The 14,406-nt window shown below is 69.8% G+C and carries 15 protein-coding genes, 1 tRNA gene and 1 pseudogene; 8 read left to right on the top strand and 9 right to left on the bottom strand.

What is annotated here, in order from left to right:
* Positions 1-15: 15 nt before the first annotated feature.
* The 3 genes from A9W95_RS14510 to A9W95_RS14520 all read right to left on the bottom strand — a co-directional run bounded on the left by A9W95_RS14510 (position 16) and on the right by A9W95_RS14520 (position 3,105).
* Positions 16-1,719, bottom strand: a complete 1,704-nt coding sequence (locus A9W95_RS14510) for a selenocysteine-specific translation elongation factor (RefSeq protein ID WP_067413820.1) — start codon at positions 1,717-1,719, stop codon at positions 16-18.
* A complete protein-coding gene (selA, locus tag A9W95_RS14515) occupies positions 1,707-2,996 on the bottom strand; it encodes an L-seryl-tRNA(Sec) selenium transferase (protein ID WP_067413855.1) in 1,290 nt (429 codons plus the stop codon). Before selA ends, A9W95_RS14510 begins: the two co-directional genes overlap by 13 nt.
* 14 nt (positions 2,997-3,010) lie before the next feature.
* Positions 3,011-3,105, bottom strand: a tRNA-Sec gene (locus A9W95_RS14520).
* A 19-nt stretch (positions 3,106-3,124) separates the two neighbouring features.
* Here A9W95_RS14520 and selD point away from each other — a divergent pair.
* On the top strand, positions 3,125-4,132 hold the full coding sequence (selD, locus tag A9W95_RS14525; protein ID WP_371328072.1) for a selenide, water dikinase SelD: 1,008 nt from the start codon (positions 3,125-3,127) through the stop codon (positions 4,130-4,132).
* Here selD and A9W95_RS14530 read toward each other — a convergent pair.
* Genes A9W95_RS14530 through A9W95_RS14540 form a run of 3 tightly spaced genes read right to left on the bottom strand, consistent with a single transcriptional unit; the run spans position 4,077 to position 7,202 of the window.
* Positions 4,077-5,129, bottom strand: coding sequence for a cytochrome d ubiquinol oxidase subunit II (locus tag A9W95_RS14530; protein ID WP_067413823.1), 1,053 nt, complete (start codon positions 5,127-5,129; stop codon positions 4,077-4,079). The two genes, selD and A9W95_RS14530, sit on opposite strands and share 56 nt — an antisense overlap.
* Positions 5,126-6,541: a cytochrome ubiquinol oxidase subunit I gene (locus A9W95_RS14535; protein ID WP_253851662.1), complete on the bottom strand. Its 1,416-nt coding sequence runs from the start codon at positions 6,539-6,541 to the stop codon at positions 5,126-5,128. The genes A9W95_RS14530 and A9W95_RS14535 overlap by 4 nt, the downstream gene beginning before the upstream one ends.
* Positions 6,519-7,202, bottom strand: coding sequence for a GntR family transcriptional regulator (locus A9W95_RS14540; protein ID WP_067413826.1), 684 nt, complete (start codon positions 7,200-7,202; stop codon positions 6,519-6,521). Before A9W95_RS14540 ends, A9W95_RS14535 begins: the two co-directional genes overlap by 23 nt.
* 158 nt (positions 7,203-7,360) lie before the next feature.
* On the opposite strand from A9W95_RS14540, the gene A9W95_RS14545 reads away from it, so the two are divergent.
* Positions 7,361-8,365 (top strand): cupin domain-containing protein, encoded by a 1,005-nt coding sequence (locus A9W95_RS14545; protein ID WP_067413828.1) that lies wholly within the window; start codon positions 7,361-7,363, stop codon positions 8,363-8,365.
* On the opposite strand, the gene A9W95_RS14550 is transcribed toward A9W95_RS14545, so the two are convergent.
* Genes A9W95_RS14550 through A9W95_RS14560 form a run of 3 tightly spaced genes read right to left on the bottom strand, consistent with a single transcriptional unit; the run spans position 8,362 to position 10,811 of the window.
* The gene (locus A9W95_RS14550; protein WP_067413862.1) at positions 8,362-9,435 is read right to left on the bottom strand and encodes a quinone-dependent dihydroorotate dehydrogenase; all 1,074 of its coding nucleotides are present in this window, start codon (positions 9,433-9,435) and stop codon (positions 8,362-8,364) included. The genes A9W95_RS14545 and A9W95_RS14550 overlap by 4 nt on opposite strands.
* Positions 9,436-9,453: 18 nt before the next feature.
* Positions 9,454-9,708 carry a DUF5703 family protein gene (locus tag A9W95_RS14555; RefSeq protein ID WP_067413831.1) on the bottom strand — a complete coding sequence of 85 codons (255 nt, stop codon included), beginning with the start codon at positions 9,706-9,708 and terminating at the stop codon, positions 9,454-9,456.
* On the bottom strand, positions 9,705-10,811 hold the full coding sequence (locus A9W95_RS14560; RefSeq protein ID WP_371328073.1) for a YncE family protein: 1,107 nt from the start codon (positions 10,809-10,811) through the stop codon (positions 9,705-9,707). Before A9W95_RS14560 ends, A9W95_RS14555 begins: the two co-directional genes overlap by 4 nt.
* 42 nt (positions 10,812-10,853) lie before the next feature.
* Here A9W95_RS14560 and A9W95_RS14565 point away from each other — a divergent pair, with 42 nt between their 5' ends.
* The 6 genes and pseudogenes from A9W95_RS14565 to A9W95_RS14590 all read left to right on the top strand — a co-directional run.
* Positions 10,854-11,153, top strand: a complete 300-nt coding sequence (locus A9W95_RS14565) for a hypothetical protein (RefSeq protein ID WP_067413836.1) — start codon at positions 10,854-10,856, stop codon at positions 11,151-11,153.
* A gap of 66 nt (positions 11,154-11,219) precedes the next feature.
* Positions 11,220-12,050 (top strand): undecaprenyl-diphosphate phosphatase, encoded by an 831-nt coding sequence (locus A9W95_RS14570; protein ID WP_067413839.1) that lies wholly within the window; start codon positions 11,220-11,222, stop codon positions 12,048-12,050.
* On the top strand, positions 12,047-12,736 hold the full coding sequence (locus A9W95_RS14575; RefSeq protein ID WP_067413842.1) for a histidine phosphatase family protein: 690 nt from the start codon (positions 12,047-12,049) through the stop codon (positions 12,734-12,736). The genes A9W95_RS14570 and A9W95_RS14575 overlap by 4 nt, the downstream gene beginning before the upstream one ends.
* Before the next feature lie 42 nt (positions 12,737-12,778).
* Complete coding sequence (locus A9W95_RS14580; protein ID WP_067413845.1) at positions 12,779-13,366, top strand: DUF3090 domain-containing protein; 588 nt, start codon at positions 12,779-12,781, stop codon at positions 13,364-13,366.
* Positions 13,350-14,162: an SCO1664 family protein gene (locus A9W95_RS14585; RefSeq protein WP_067413849.1), complete on the top strand. Its 813-nt coding sequence runs from the start codon at positions 13,350-13,352 to the stop codon at positions 14,160-14,162. The genes A9W95_RS14580 and A9W95_RS14585 overlap by 17 nt, the downstream gene beginning before the upstream one ends.
* Positions 14,147-14,406, top strand: a pseudogene (locus A9W95_RS14590) (3'(2'),5'-bisphosphate nucleotidase CysQ); the annotation flags it as partial. The gene A9W95_RS14585 and the pseudogene A9W95_RS14590, both read left to right, overlap by 16 nt.

The raw sequence follows: 14,406 nt of genomic DNA on the forward strand, positions 1-14,406 counted from the left end.
GACAAACGCCGGCGGTCAGCGCACCGTCCTGGTGCCGTCGTCGGCGCGCCGAGTGACCCGTCGCGCGTCCAGCTGCTCGAGCAAGGGGACGGCGACCCGGCGGCTGGTGCCCAAGGCGCGGCGCGCCTCACTGACGGTGAACGGTTGCGGCAGCGCCGCCAGGATCTCGCCGGCACGCTCGAACGCGTCGGGCCCCAACACGATTCCCTCGGCAATGCGCAGCAGCCGCCCGGCGCGCACCGCCGCGGCCAGCTCCCGCGCCCCGAGCTTCAAGTCGGCCAGCTCGTCGGCCTCCGGGGCCCGGAACGGGTCGTCGGCCAGCCACTCCTCGACAGTGCGCACCGCCTTGTCCACCCGCGCCGGCAGACCCCCGCCCGGTGGACGCACCAGGCCGTCGCTCACCTCCAGCCCGGTGCCGTCGATCAATGCAGACACCAGCTCGGCGGCCGGCAGACCGAGCTGCTGGCGCAGCGTCTCCAGCGGCATTCCCGCCGCGACGTCGTGGGCCGCGGCCCAGCGCTGCACGGCCGAGACGGCCAGCTCCCGCCGTTCCGCCCACCACTGTGGGTCGACCACCCAATCGCCCACCCGCTGTCCGACCGGTGCGGCCCCCATGGCCCGCAGCCGGGCGGCCAGCGCGTACACCGGGGGGCGGACGCGGCCGCTGGCCAGCTCTTCGGCGCGGATGCGGGCCGCACCCCGGCGCCGCAGCGGCGGCGGCCGTACGTCGAGCACCTCCACTCCAGCGGCGATCCGGTGCTCACCCGGGTCGCGCAATAGCCCGACGTCTCCCACCCGCAGCGGCAGTGGCCGGGCCAACCGCAACCGCGCCCCGGCGCTGCCCAGCGGACGGACCTGCACCGGCACCGCCGCCGACCCGACATGCAGCACCAGTTCGCGATGCAGGTGCTCGGGTTTGCGCAATGCGACATCGATTTCGGCGGTATCCAGCCACGCGCCGGGGGTGCGCAGGGTCTCGCCGCGGCGGATGTCGTGGCGGTCCAGGCCGCGCAGGTTCACCGCCACCCGCGCCACCGCGCTGACCAGGTCTTGGTCGCGACCCAGCGATTGCAGGCCGCGCACGGTGAGCTGCCGCCCGGCGTGCTCGAGTTCGTCGCCCACCCGCACGGTGCCCGCGGTGAGCGTTCCGGTGACGACCGTGCCCGCGCCGCGCACGGTGAAGGAACGGTCCACCCAGAGTCGGACGTCGGCGTCGCGGTCGGGCGGCGGCAAGCGGTCGATCACCCGAACCAGCTCCGCGCGCACCTGGGCCAGGTCGGTGCCGAGTGCGACCGGCGGCTCGGCCAGCGCCGTCGCCGCGAACTGCTGCCGGGCTTGTGCGATGGCCGGGCCGGGGTCGGCCAGGTCGGCCTTGCTGATCACCACCAGCGCATGGGTCACGCCCAGGGCGTCCAGGGCGGCGAGATGCTCGGTCGACTGCGGCATCCAGCCCTCGGTGGCCGCCACGACGAACAGCACCGGGCTGGCGGTCGGCACGGCGCCCACTCCGGCGATCATGTTGGCGACGAAGCGTTCATGTCCGGGCACGTCGACGAACGCCACCTGGCGCCCCTCGATGTCGGTCCATGCGAAACCCAGGTCGATGGTGAGGCCGCGGCGCTGCTCTTCGGCCAGCCGATCCGGCCACATGCCGGTCAGCCGCTGAACCAGGGTCGACTTGCCGTGGTCGACGTGCCCGGCGGTGGCTACGACGAACACGCGCGCACCGCGGCCGCTAGCGGCTCATCCTCGTCCGGGGCCACCGTGCGCAGATCCAGCAGGCAACGCCCGGCTTCCAACCGCCCGACCACCGGCGGGTCGCCGGTGCGCAGCCGCGCGGCGTAGGACTCGGGCAGGCTCAGCGCGGCGCTGGGGAGCCGCACCTCCGGCGCTCCACCACCACCGACCGCCGCGATGCTGTCGACCGCGGCCGCGTCGGCGAGTTGGGCGGCCAGACGTTGCGCGCGCGCACGCAGATCGGCGACATCGGCAGCCAGCGCCTCGACCACCGGCGGCGGCGGGCCGGTCAAGGTGGCTTCCAGCGCCGCCAGGGTGAGCTTGTCCACCCGCAGCGCCCGCGCCGCCGGATGCCGGCGTAGCCGCTCGACCAGATCGCGGTCGCCCAGCAGGAGACCGGCCTGCGGGCCGCCGAGCAGCTTGTCTCCGCTGGCGGTCACCAGGTCAGCGCCGGCGCGTAGCACCGAGGTGGCGTCCGGCTCGTCCGGCAGCAGCGGATGCGGCGAGAGCAGCCCCGAGCCGATGTCGACCACCAGCGGGACGCCCAGCCCCGCCAACTCCGCGACGCCGACCGCGGAAGTGAACCCGGTGACCTGGAAGTTCGACGGATGCACCTTGAGCACGAATCCGGTTTCCGGGCCGATGGCGTCGGTGTAGTCGCGCCGGTTGGTGCGGTTGGTGGTGCCGACCTCGCGCAGCCGGGCGCCGGTGGATGCCAGCAACTCGGGGATGCGGAAGCCGTCGCCGATCTCGACCAGCTCTCCTCGGCTGATGACGATCTCTTTCCCGGGGGCGAGGGCCAGCGCGGTCAGCAGCAGCGCGGCGGCGTTGTTGTTCACCACATGGACGCCGCCCGCCGTGGGCACCGCTTGGGCCAGCGCGGCCAGCGTGGCGCGCCCGCGGCGGGCGCGCTGCCCGGTGGCCAGGTCGAACTCGACATCGGTGGCCCGGCCGGCCGTGACCACCGCGGCCAGCGCGGCCGCGGATAGCGGCGCGCGGCCCAGGTTGGTGTGTACAACGACGCCGGTGGCGTTGATCACCGGCCGCAGGCTCGATGCGGTGGCCGGCAGGGCGGCCACGGCGTTGTCGGCGACCTGTTCCGGCTCGATTTCCCCGGTCCGGGCTCGCTGCTGGGCGCCGGCGATCACCGACTTGACCAGCGCGCGGCCCAGCACCCGCTGCGCCTCGGCCAGGCGGGGATCGGCCAGCAGTACGTCGGTGCCGGGCACCCGGCGCCGGCGGTCAGGGGTGTCGGTCATCTCAGGTACCAGGGTGGCGGAGGCGGACGGGAATCGAACCCGCCAACGGCAGCGTCTGCCGCTCGACGGTTTTGAAGACCGCGCCGGTCACCAGACCGGACACGCCTCCCTGGACCATGGCGACAATTATGGACGCCGTGACGTATCGACTGACGCAGTACGCCCACGGCGGCGGCTGCGCGTGCAAGATACCGCCCGGGGAGTTGGAGGACGTGGTTCGCGGCCTGACCGCGACCACCCCGCAGAATCCGGCCGGTGAGCTGCTGGTGGGCCTGGAGACCGGCGACGACGCGGCCGCGGTGCTCATCGAGGGCGGCACGGCGTTGATCGCGACGACGGACTTTTTCACCCCGGTTGTCGACGACCCTTACGACTGGGGTCGCATCGCGGCGACCAATGCGCTGTCGGACGTGTACGCGATGGGCGGACGCCCGGTGGTGGCGGTGAACCTGTTGGGGTGGCCGCGTGAGGTGCTGCCCTTCGAGTTGGCCGCCGAGACGTTGCGTGGTGGGGCCGACGTCTGTGCGGCCGCGGGTTGTTTTCTGGCCGGCGGTCACAGCGTCGACGACCCGGAGCCCAAATACGGGCTGGCGGTCACCGGCATCGCCGACCCGGACCGGTTGCTGCGCAACGACGCCGGCCAGCCGGGTACCGCGCTGTCGCTGACCAAGCCGCTGGGCATCGGCGTGCTCAACACCCGGCACAGAGCCACCGGCGAACGCTTCGAAGAGGCGATCACCGCGATGACCACACTCAACGCCGAGGCCGCGAACGCAGCGTTGGCGGCCGGCGTCGAATGCGCCACGGACGTGACCGGCTTCGGCCTGCTAGGCCACCTGCACAAGCTGGCCCGCGCCAGCGGGGTCACCGCCGTCATCGACGCGACGGCGGTGCCCTACCTGAGCGGCGCGCGAGCGGCGGCGGCGGCCGGGTACGTCAGCGGCGGGACGCGGCGCAATCTGGATTGGGTGGCGCCGCACGTCGACATATCGGACGTGGACGAGGAGACGGCGCTGCTGTTGGCCGACGCGCAAACCTCCGGCGGGCTGCTCGTCGCGGGCGAGATCCCCGGCGCTCCCGTCATCGGGGAACTTGTGGCGCCGGGGCGGCATTCGATCGTGGTTCGGTCTGGGTGAACCACAGCAGGTAGCCCAGCGGCGGCACCACGATCACCGCGGCAAGCCCCACGACCACCAGCAGCGCGGCCAGCGTCGCGCCCGCACCGGCGGCGTCGGCGATGCGCATCTGGTCGACCAGCATCCAGGGATATTGGCCCACCCCCCAGCCGGCGACCACGGCGGTCACCGCCAGCGCGGCCGTGACCCGCGCGATCGGCACCGAGCGGCCGAACAGCGTGACGGTGAAGCGCCGCCGCCACAACAGCGCCAAGGTCGTGGCGCCGGCCAACGCCGCCACGACGAGCAGCGGCAGAGCCCGCCCAACCAGGCCGGCGCTGAGCGTCGGCGCGTCGCGGTCCACCGGATACAGGCCCGCGAACACGATCAACCCGGCGACCACACCCACCGCCAGCGTGCGTATCCGCAGCCGCCGGGCCAATTCGGTGTTGTCCGTGCGCACCGCGTCGGCGGTGAGAAACACCCCGGCCAAGAAGATGCACGTCGTCACCGCCAGGCCACCGCCGACCAGTGAGGTCGGGTTGATCCAGGAGCCAACCGGATCGCCGTACCCGCCGGCCGGCACCCGGCCCGAGGCGATGGCGCCCGCGACCGTGCCGAAGAAGAACGGCGTGATCAACGACGACCCGGCGAACACCGCGCCGTACAGGCGAGCCTGGGAGAACGTCGCGGCGTACTTGCGGAACGCGAAGCTGGACCCGCGCAGGACGATCCCGGCCAGGGCGAGCATCAGCGGGGTGAACAGCGTGGTCGTGGCCGCGGCGAACGAGCGGGGGAACCCCGTCCACCACATCACCAGTACGTAGATCAGCCACACGTGGTTGGCTTCCCACACCGGGCCGATGCTGTGGTCGATCAGCGTCCGCACTTCGGCGCCGCGGCGGCCGCCGCCCGCGGTCAGGTCGTAGAAGCCCGAGCCGAAGTCCGCGCCGCCCAACAAGGCGTAGGCGATCACCCCGACGAACATCGCGGCGGCCACCACCGCGGCCAGGCTCATCGGTCGGCCTGCACTTCGGCCAGCACCGCGGGCCCGTACGGGCTGGGCAGCTCCTCTTCACCGGCGCGCCAGCGGCGGGCCATCGACCGCAGCACGACGAACGCCGCCACGCTCATCGCCAGGTAGATGACCAGGACGCTGATGTAGCTCCACCAGACTTGAGTGTTGGTGGTCGCCGCATCGGCGGTGCGCAACACCTGCCACACCGTCCACGGCTGGCGCCCGACTTCGGTTGCCACCCAACCCATTTCCAGCGCGAAGATGGCCAGCGGTCCGGAGATCACGGCAAACCGGAGAAACCAGCGGTTGGCCAACAGGTCGTGGCCGCGCCGGCGCGCCAGCCAGAACACCACCGCCACCAGCGCCAACAGCAGGCCGACGCCCACCATCAGCTGAAACGACCAGTGGGTGATGTTGACCGGCGGCCAGTCTGACCGTGGCACATTCTTCAGGCCGGGAACGGTTCCATCCAGGGTGCCGCGGGCGATCACCGAGCCGACCCGGGGGACCGGCACCGACCACCGCACTTCGTCACCGACCAGGAACCCGCCGAGGCGAAGGGGCGCGGGGCCGGGTTCGTCGTGCAGGGCCAGTTCGAACGCCGCCAGCTTCGACGTCTGCTTGTCACCGACCTGCAGACCGAGCACGTGACCGACGAACGGCTGGATGAGCGCCGCGACCGACGCGAACGCGAACGGCACCAGGAAACCGAGCCGGTGGTGGTCATCGGTGCGGCCACGCAGCAGCCCGGCGGCGTAGACACCGGAGACCACCAACCCGACGAGCAGGAACGCGCCCAGCCACATGTGTAAAAACTGAAGCCAGGCCAGCGGATTGAACATCGCTGCCCAGGGGCGCACATCGGTGACCGCGCCGTCGCGCACGGTGAAGCCGGTCGGGTAGTTCATCCAGGAGTTGACCGCGACCACGCAGAAGGACCCGACGACGCCCGATATCGCCATCGGGATGAGCATCTGCAGGTGCCACCGCGGTCGCATGCGGCCCCAGCCGTACAGGTACAGGCCCAGGAAGATGGCCTCGGTGAAAAACGACAGACCTTCCAGAGCGAACGGCAGGCCGAGCACGTCACCGAAGCGCCCCATCAAGCCCGGCCACAGCAGTCCCATCTCGAAGCTCAAGACCGTTCCGGACACCGCGCCCACCGCGAACACCACCGCGGACACTTTGGACCACCGCTTGGCCAGCCGCAGCGCGGTCGGGTCGTCCCGGACGATGCCGCGCCGATGCATCACGTAGATCATCGTCGGAAAGGCCACGCCGAAGCAGGCCAGGATGATGTGGAAGCCCAGCGACACCGCCATCTGCTGGCGCGCGGGAAACAGCGCGGGCGACTCGGCGACCACCGTTACCGCCGCTGCACCGATCACTTCAGGGCCCTTCGAGATGGTCAATGCGCAAGCCCAAGGCGCGCGAAGTGCTGGCCAAGTGAGTCCGCACGGCGCTCAGCGACCGTTCCAGATCGGCGTCGCGCAGCGCCTCGGCGATCTCGCGGTGCTCGTCCATGATCGTCGTCATCCGGTGCGGGTCGCTGGCCGCTGACTCACCGACCATGCGCATTTGCCGATCGCGCAACGAGGAGTAGAAGTCGCACAAGATGGCGTTACCTGCCTCTTCCAGGGTGACGCTGTGAAACGCACGGTCGGCATCCAGAAAGTTCTGCCAGTCCGATTCGGCCGCGGCGGCGCGCTGCCGTTCCAGCGCTTGCGAAAGCCGCGCGAACGCCGCTGCGCCGGCGCCAGGGCCTCGGCGGGCGATTTGAAACACGGCGAACTGTTCCAATACGAACCGGGCTTCGATCACCGCGCGGACTTCGTCGGGGGACACCGGCACCACGAGAGCACCGCGCTGGGGATACAGCCTCAGCAAGCCTTCGGCCTCCAGCCGGAGAAACGCCTCACGCACGGGCGTGCGAGACATGCCCAGGGTGCTGGCGACGTCGCCTTCGCTGATCAGTTCCCCACCCGGAAAAGCCCCGGTCAGCACCTGGGTCTTGACGTAGTGCAGCGCCCGGTCCTTGGCCGTGCCCCGCTCCCGCGTCGTCTGTGCGGCCACGCGCCCCTCGCCTTCTGCGGCTCAGTCGTATCTCACCAGTGTCTATGACGGTACAACCTCGGACGGATCTCGGTGGCGAGGCCGCGCCCTTTTGACAACTGAGATACAAGATAGATACTATTCAGATATAACACGCATTAGTGCTGATAGGAGACGAAATGGTCACCGCGACACACCTTGACTTGGACCCGACCGTCCCGGCGCCAATGACGAACGTCGCCGAGTACGGCTTCGAGGGCGCATTCGACGACTGGGCCGACGACGCCCGCTTGTTCGAGTACTCCAAGGCCGCGAACCCGCTCGGCTCGGGGCACACGCCGCCGATGCCGATCGTGCAATTCGGCCCGGACGTCTACGCCGACCAGCCGACCGGCATCGTCCCGCTGGACCTCTCCGACAAGATGGGCATCAGCGGCGAGGCGACCAGCCCGGGGCTGCTGGCCAACTTCGTGCGAATCCGCGCCGGTGAGCGGATCGACACCGCGGTCAACGCCACCTCGCAGCTGTACTACGTGCTCTATGGGCACGGCGTCGCCACCGTCAACGGTCGGCGAGTGCCGTGGGAGAAGGGTGACTTCCTCACCCTGCCCGCGGGCTCGCCCGCGGACTTCCACGCCGCCGCGGAGGCCGCCATGTACTGGGTGCACGACGAGCCGCTGCTGCGCTACCTCGGCGTCGACGCGACCCAGCCCCGATTCCGGCCCACTAAGTTCCGGCGCGCCGACCTGGTCGGCAAACTGCACGACATCGCCACGCGTCCGGGCGCCAACGACAAGAGCCGGGTCAGCGTGTTGCTGGCGAACGCCGACCAGGAGCAGACGCTGACCATCACCCACGTGCTGTGGGCGATGTTCGGGCTGCTGCCGCCCAACCAGGAGCAGCGCCCGCACCGGCACCAGTCGGTGGCACTGGACCTGATTCTGGACGCGCCACCGTCCGGCTGTTACACCCTGCTGGGCACCCGACTGGACGAGCGCGGCAACATCGTCGACCCGATCCGGGTGGACTGGCAGGCGGGCGGGGCGTTCACGACTCCACCCGGTATGTGGCACGCCCACTACAACGAGACCGACACCCCGGCGCACCTGATCCCCGTGCAGGACGCGGGGCTGCAGACCTACCTGCGCAGCCTCGACATCAAGTTCACCCAGCGGCGCGACTAGCGGCGCGCCGCCGAACCCACGGCGTCGCTGAGTGCGGCGAACCCGCCGGCGTGCAACCGGCGGGCGATGCCGTCATGGATGTCTTTAGCCCACCGGCCGCCGCCGTAGATGAAACCGGTGTAGCCCTGCAGCAGGGAGGCGCCCGCGGTGATGCGCTCCCACGCGTCGTCGGCGGTCTCGATGCCGCCGACGCTGATCAACGCCAGCCGATTACCCACGCGGTCGTAGAGTCGGCGCAGCACTTCCAGCGCGCGGTCGGCCACCGGCGGTCCGGAAACACCACCGGCACCCAGGTCGGCGACGCCGGCGGTGCGCAATCCGTCCCTCGACACCGTGGTGTTGGTGGCCACGATGCCGGCCAGGCCCAGTTCGACCGCCAGATCCGCGATGCCGTCGATGTCGGAGTTGGACAGGTCCGGTGCGATTTTCACCAGCACCGGCGTCGACGTCCGTTCGGCTTCGGCCAGCACCGCCGACAGGATCGGGCGCAGCGCTTCGACCGCCTGCAGATCACGCAGGCCCGGTGTGTTCGGCGAGCTGACGTTGACCACCACGTATGCGGCCAGCGGGCTGAGTAGCCGGGCGCTGTACCGGTAGTCCGCGACGGCGTCGACGGCATCGGTGGCCTTGCTCTTGCCGATGTTCACCCCGATCGGCACCGCGGGTGTGTGTTGGGCCAACCGGATCGCCAGCGCGCCGGCGCCGTGATTGTTGAAGCCCATCCGGTTGAGCAGCGCTCGGTCGTCGGCCAGCCGGAACAGGCGCGGCAGCGGGTTGCCGGGCTGCGCCTGCGCGGTGACGGTGCCGACCTCGGCATACCCGAAACCCAGCGCAGCCCAGGTGTCCAGGCCTGCGCCGTCCTTGTCGAAGCCGGCGGCCAGCCCCAGCGGTGCGGGAAAACGAACGCCGAAGACCGTGCTGGCCAGCGCCGGGTCGCTCGGACCGAGCCGGCGGTGCAGCAACCGACGTGCCGGCGCCATGGCGGTCACCGCGCGCAGCAGGCCGAAGACCAGCGTGTGGACCCGTTCGGCGGGCAGCAGGAACAGCAGGCGGCGCAGCAGGCCGTACATCGGGTGATTCACGCGGCGTTACAGCTCGGGTTGCTCAGGTCGCCGGTTGTCCAGCCGAGACTTCTTGCGGCGCAGCAACACTCGTCTGCTTCCGTCGGTATACAACCGGACCCGGGTAAGTTCCCAGCCGCGGTATTCGGCTTCGATGGACAGTCGGATGGATGCGCTGAGCCGCGTGACCTCGGGGGGCAGCCGCAGTGGCACCCATTCGTATTCGTCGGACATGTCGCTGTCCCACCCGGGCGGCAACTGGCTTCGTCGCGGCGCGGTCAACGGTTGGCCGCCGCGTGCTCGATCACTTGCACCCCGGCGCCGGACCCCGACACGACGTACAACGTGTCCGAGGCGTCGTCGTAGGCCAGCGAGTTGGGTTGCTGCACGGTGGGGTAATGCACCCTTTCCACAGGGATTCCGGTCGTCAGATCGTAACCAATGACGATGTTAGACGCGGTCTGGGACACCCAAGCCAAGGTGCGTGACCCGGCCAGGCCGTAGGGCGCCTGGCGCACCGGGTAGGACTGCCGCAGGAGCAACGGGCTCACCCCGTACACCAGCAAGTTGCCGCCGCGCGTGTCGGTGACCAGAACGCGGCCCAGGGGATCGGCGGCCATGGTGGTCGCGCCTTCTCCGGCCCGCAGCGCCTGCTCGGCGCGGCCGTCGGCGTTGATCGTCGTCACCGAAGTCTGGCCGCGGTCTAGCGCCACCGCGGTGTTGCCTTGGGTCACCAGGGCGTCGACGCGGGCGAACAACTCGTCGCGGTGCGCGATTGATCGGGCGTCGGCGGCCAGCAGGTAGACCGCTCCGTCGGCGCTGCCCAGCACCAACGTGCCGTCGGCGCGCCGCGCGATCGCGGTGAACTCGACGGTTTCGGCACCGGTGATCTTTACCTGTTCCACCCGGCCGCTGGGCAGGTCGAGCCGGAAATAGCCACCGCGTCCGGCCAGGTAGGCGTTGGCGCCGTCACAGGTCAGGGCGGTGGCGGGGCCCGGCAGGGCCAACACCCGCGGCGCTGCCGGCGCCTTGGCCAGGACGGTGACGCTGGCCGGTGCCGCCGCGTCGGCCCCAGGGGTCAAGACCACCAACTCCGCCGTGCCGGCGTCGAACATCGCCTGCTGCGGATGGCCGTCGAGCGGGCGCACCACGCCGGCCGGCGGTTGCGTCACCGGCGGCGACACAGCGGGGTGCGCGGGCTCGATCGTCGGTGGCGCGGATACGAGCGGATTCGACGAACAACCGGCGACCAGGATCAGCAAAAGGAACGCACCGGTAAACCGGGGGTGAACAGAACATTTACGCCGTCTCGGCAACCGTCGAACTCCGCATCGTCGGGTAACGAATTCGATTCTAAGGAACGTTGCCGCGCTCAATTTGGTCATGTTGCGCTCGGCGAGCGGTCTCGAAGAGGTATCGTCGGGACTATGACCGTCATCGTTGACCGGCATATTGCAGACCACGAGTTTGCTCTCGAAGACCTATCGACGGGCATTCATGCCAGTGGATACGGGCAAGTGGGGGACGGGCGCAGTTTTTCCTTCCACATCGAACATCGCTCATTGATTGTCGAAATCTACCGACCGCGATTGGCCGGGCCAGTGCCGCAGGCCGAGGATGTGGTCGCGAAATCGGTTCGCAGCCTGGTCGACATCGATCTGACCGACGAGCGCAGCTTGGCCGCCGCCGTACGCGACGCGGTCGCTCACGCCGTCGCCACCCTCTGAACTCTCCACGCCGGGTAGCCGACGCCGACACCAGGTACGGTCGTCGTCGTGTCTGCGGTCTCGGCGATGTCTTGGTGGCAGGTCATCGTTTTGGCCGTCGTGCAAGGCCTGACGGAGTTCCTGCCCGTGTCCTCCTCGGGACACCTGGCCATCGTGTCGAGGGTGTTCTTCGGCGCTGATGCCGGCGCGTCCTTCACCGCCGTCACCCAGTTGGGCACCGAAGCCGCGGTGTTGATCTATTTCGCCCGGGACATCATGCGCATCCTGCGCGCCTGGTTCAACGGCCTGTTCGTCACCTCGCACCGCAACGCCGACTACCGGCTCGGCTGGTACGTCATCATCGGCACCATCCCCATCTGCGTCCTCGGCCTGTTGTTCAAGGACGCCATCCGCTCCGGCGTGCGCAACCTGTGGGTGGTGGCGACGGCGCTGGTCGTGTTCTCCGGAGTGATCGCGTTGGCCGAATATCTGGGCCGGCAGACCCGTGACATCGAGCAGCTGAATTGGCGTGACGGCCTGGCGGTGGGTCTGGCGCAGTGTCTGGCGCTGGTTCCCGGCGTCTCCCGATCCGGCGCGACCATCAGCGCGGGACTGTTCCTGGGCCTGGAACGCGAATTGGCCGCCCGGTTCGGTTTCCTGCTCGCTATCCCCGCGGTGTTCGCTTCCGGTCTGTTCTCGCTGCCCGACGCGTTTCATCCGGTCACCGAAGGAATGAGCGCGACCGGGCCCCAACTGTTGGTGGCCACGGTCATCGCGTTCGTCATCGGGCTGGCCGCGGTGGCGTGGTTCCTGCGTTTCCTGGTGCGCCACAACATGTACTGGTTTGTCGGCTACCGCGTGCTGGCCGGCGCGGCGGTGCTGGTCCTGCTGGCCACCGGGACGGTCGCGGCGACATGACCGTCATCTTGTTGCGCCACGGCCGGTCCACCTCGAACACCGCCGGCGTGCTGGCCGGCCGGTCGGAGGGGGTGGACCTCGACGACCGGGGCCGCGAGCAAGCCGCCGGACTGGTCGACCGGATCGGTGATCTGCCCATTCGGGCGGTGCTGACCTCGCCGCTGCTGCGCTGCCGGCGCACCGTCGAACCGCTGGCCCGGGCGCTGTGTCTGGAGCCGGTGATCGAGGATCGGCTCGCCGAAGTGGACTACGGGGAGTGGACCGGCCGCAAGATCGGCGAGCTGGCCAACGAGCCATTGTGGCGGGTGGTGCAGGCCCATCCCAGCGCGGCGGTGTTCCCCGGCGGTGAGGGGTTGGCGCAGGTCCAGGCCCGCGCGGTGACCGCGGTCCGCGAACACGACCGCAGGCTGGCCGAGGAGCACGGCGGTGATGCGCTCTGGGTGGCCTGCACCCACGGCGACGTGATCAAGGCCGTGATCGCCGACGCCTACGGCATCCACCTGGACGGGTTTCAACGGGTGACCGCGGACCCGAGTTCGGTCAGCGTGATTCGGTACACACCGTTGCGGCCGTTTGTGTTGCACGTCAACCACACCGGCGCCCGGCTGGCCGCCGCATTGCGCGCCGCTCCGCCGCCGCAGGAGCAGCCGTCCAGCGACGCGGTGGTCGGCGGTTCCACCGACTGAGTCACGCAGGTGCGCCGACTGCACGGTATTTTGGGAAGTGCCATGGCCCGCGCAATTCACGTCTTCCGCACACCCGACCGCTTTGTAGCCGGGACCGTTGGGCAACCCGGAAACCGCACGTTCTACATCCAGGCGGTGCACGACTCCCGGGTGGTGTCCGTGGTTCTGGAAAAGCAGCAGGTCGCGGTGCTTGCCGAACGGATCGGGGCGCTGCTGTTGGAGGTCAATCGCCGCTTCGGCACCCCGGTTCCCCCGGAGCCTGCCGAGGTCGAGGACCTCAATCCGCTGATCATGCCCGTGGATGCCGAATTCCGGGTCGGGACGATGGGCCTGGGGTGGGATTCCGAAGCGCAGACCGTCGTGGTCGAACTGCTGGCCGTCACCGACGCGGAGTTCGATGCCTCGGTGGTGCTCGATGACACCGAGGAAGGGCCCGACGCGGTGCGGGTGTTTCTGACCCCGGAGTCCGCACGCCAGTTCGCCACCCGATCCAACCGGGTCATCTCGGCCGGACGTCCGCCGTGTCCGCTGTGTGAGGAACCGCTGGATCCGGAGGGGCATATCTGCGCGCGCACCAATGGTTATCGGCGCGAGGCGCTGCTCGGGTCCAACGATGACCCCGAGGAGTGAAAAACGGCAGGTATTGCGCGACGGGAAGCTGACGATCCTGGGCCGGATCCGCTCCGCGAGCAATGCCACCTTCTTGTGTGAGGCGACGCTGGGCGCCGACAGCGTGCACTGCGTGTACAAACCGGTCGCCGGGGAGCAGCCGCTGTGGGACTTTCCCGACGGGACGCTGGCCGGCCGCGAGCTGGGTGCGTACCTGGTGTCGACCTACTTGGGCTGGAATATCGTGCCGTACACGATTATTCGCGACGGTCCGGCCGGCCCGGGCATGTTGCAGCTGTGGGTGGAGCAGCCCGGGGACGAGGAATCGTCCGAGCCGCCCGGGCCCGACCTGGTCGACCTGTTCCCCGCGCGCAAACCGCGGCCGGGATATCTGCCCGTGCTGCAGGCCTACGACTACAGCGGCGATGAGGTGGTCTTGATGCACGCCGACGACCGCCGGCTGTGGCGGATGGCGGTGTTCGACGTGTTGGTCAACAACGCCGACCGCAAAGGCGGCCACATCCTGTGCGGACTGGACGGCAAGGTGTATGGGGTGGACCACGGGGTGAGCCTGCACGTGCAGGACAAGCTGCGCACGGTGTTGTGGGGCTGGGCCGGTAAGCCGGTCGACGACGACACCCTGGAGGCGGTGGCCCGGCTGGCCGACGCCGTCGCCGGGCCGTTGGGTGAGGAGCTCGCCGGGCACATCACCAGCGCGGAGATCGCGGCGCTGCGGCTGCGGGCCTACGGGTTGTTGGACAATCCGGTGATGCCTGGTCCCAACCGCCACCGTCCCATCCCATGGCCGGCGTTCTAGCCGTGGCAGACCAGACGGACGCGGAGCTCGCCGCCGACCTTGCGGTGGACGCTGGGGAACTGCTGTTACGGGTGCGTGACGAGATGGGGTTCGGGCACCCGTGGGCGCTCGGAGACGCCGGTGACACGCTGGCCAATGCGCTGTTGTTGCGCCGGCTGCGCGAGGAGCGGCCCGGCGACGCGGTGCTCAGCGAGGAAGCGTACGACGACCTGATGCGGGTGAACTGTGACCGGGTGTGGATCAT

The organism is Mycobacterium sp. 1423905.2 (assembly GCF_001673155.1).
Lineage (GTDB): Bacteria > Actinomycetota > Actinomycetes > Mycobacteriales > Mycobacteriaceae > Mycobacterium.

Excerpts from the sequence above, each read along its gene's own strand:
- selA (WP_067413855.1), bottom strand. The coding sequence starts at position 2,996 with ATGACCGACACCCCTGACCGCCGGCGCCGGGTGCCCGGCACCGACGTA.
- selD (WP_371328072.1), top strand. The coding sequence starts at position 3,125 with ATGGACGCCGTGACGTATCGACTGACGCAGTACGCCCACGGCGGCGGC.
- A9W95_RS14530 (WP_067413823.1), bottom strand. The coding sequence starts at position 5,129 with ATGAGCCTGGCCGCGGTGGTGGCCGCCGCGATGTTCGTCGGGGTGATC.
- A9W95_RS14545 (WP_067413828.1), top strand. The coding sequence starts at position 7,361 with ATGGTCACCGCGACACACCTTGACTTGGACCCGACCGTCCCGGCGCCA.
- A9W95_RS14550 (WP_067413862.1), bottom strand. The coding sequence starts at position 9,435 with ATGTACGGCCTGCTGCGCCGCCTGCTGTTCCTGCTGCCCGCCGAACGG.
- A9W95_RS14560 (WP_371328073.1), bottom strand. The coding sequence starts at position 10,811 with ATGACCAAATTGAGCGCGGCAACGTTCCTTAGAATCGAATTCGTTACC.
- A9W95_RS14565 (WP_067413836.1), top strand. The coding sequence starts at position 10,854 with ATGACCGTCATCGTTGACCGGCATATTGCAGACCACGAGTTTGCTCTC.
- A9W95_RS14570 (WP_067413839.1), top strand. The coding sequence starts at position 11,220 with ATGTCTTGGTGGCAGGTCATCGTTTTGGCCGTCGTGCAAGGCCTGACG.
- A9W95_RS14575 (WP_067413842.1), top strand. The coding sequence starts at position 12,047 with ATGACCGTCATCTTGTTGCGCCACGGCCGGTCCACCTCGAACACCGCC.
- A9W95_RS14580 (WP_067413845.1), top strand. The coding sequence starts at position 12,779 with ATGGCCCGCGCAATTCACGTCTTCCGCACACCCGACCGCTTTGTAGCC.
- A9W95_RS14585 (WP_067413849.1), top strand. The coding sequence starts at position 13,350 with ATGACCCCGAGGAGTGAAAAACGGCAGGTATTGCGCGACGGGAAGCTG.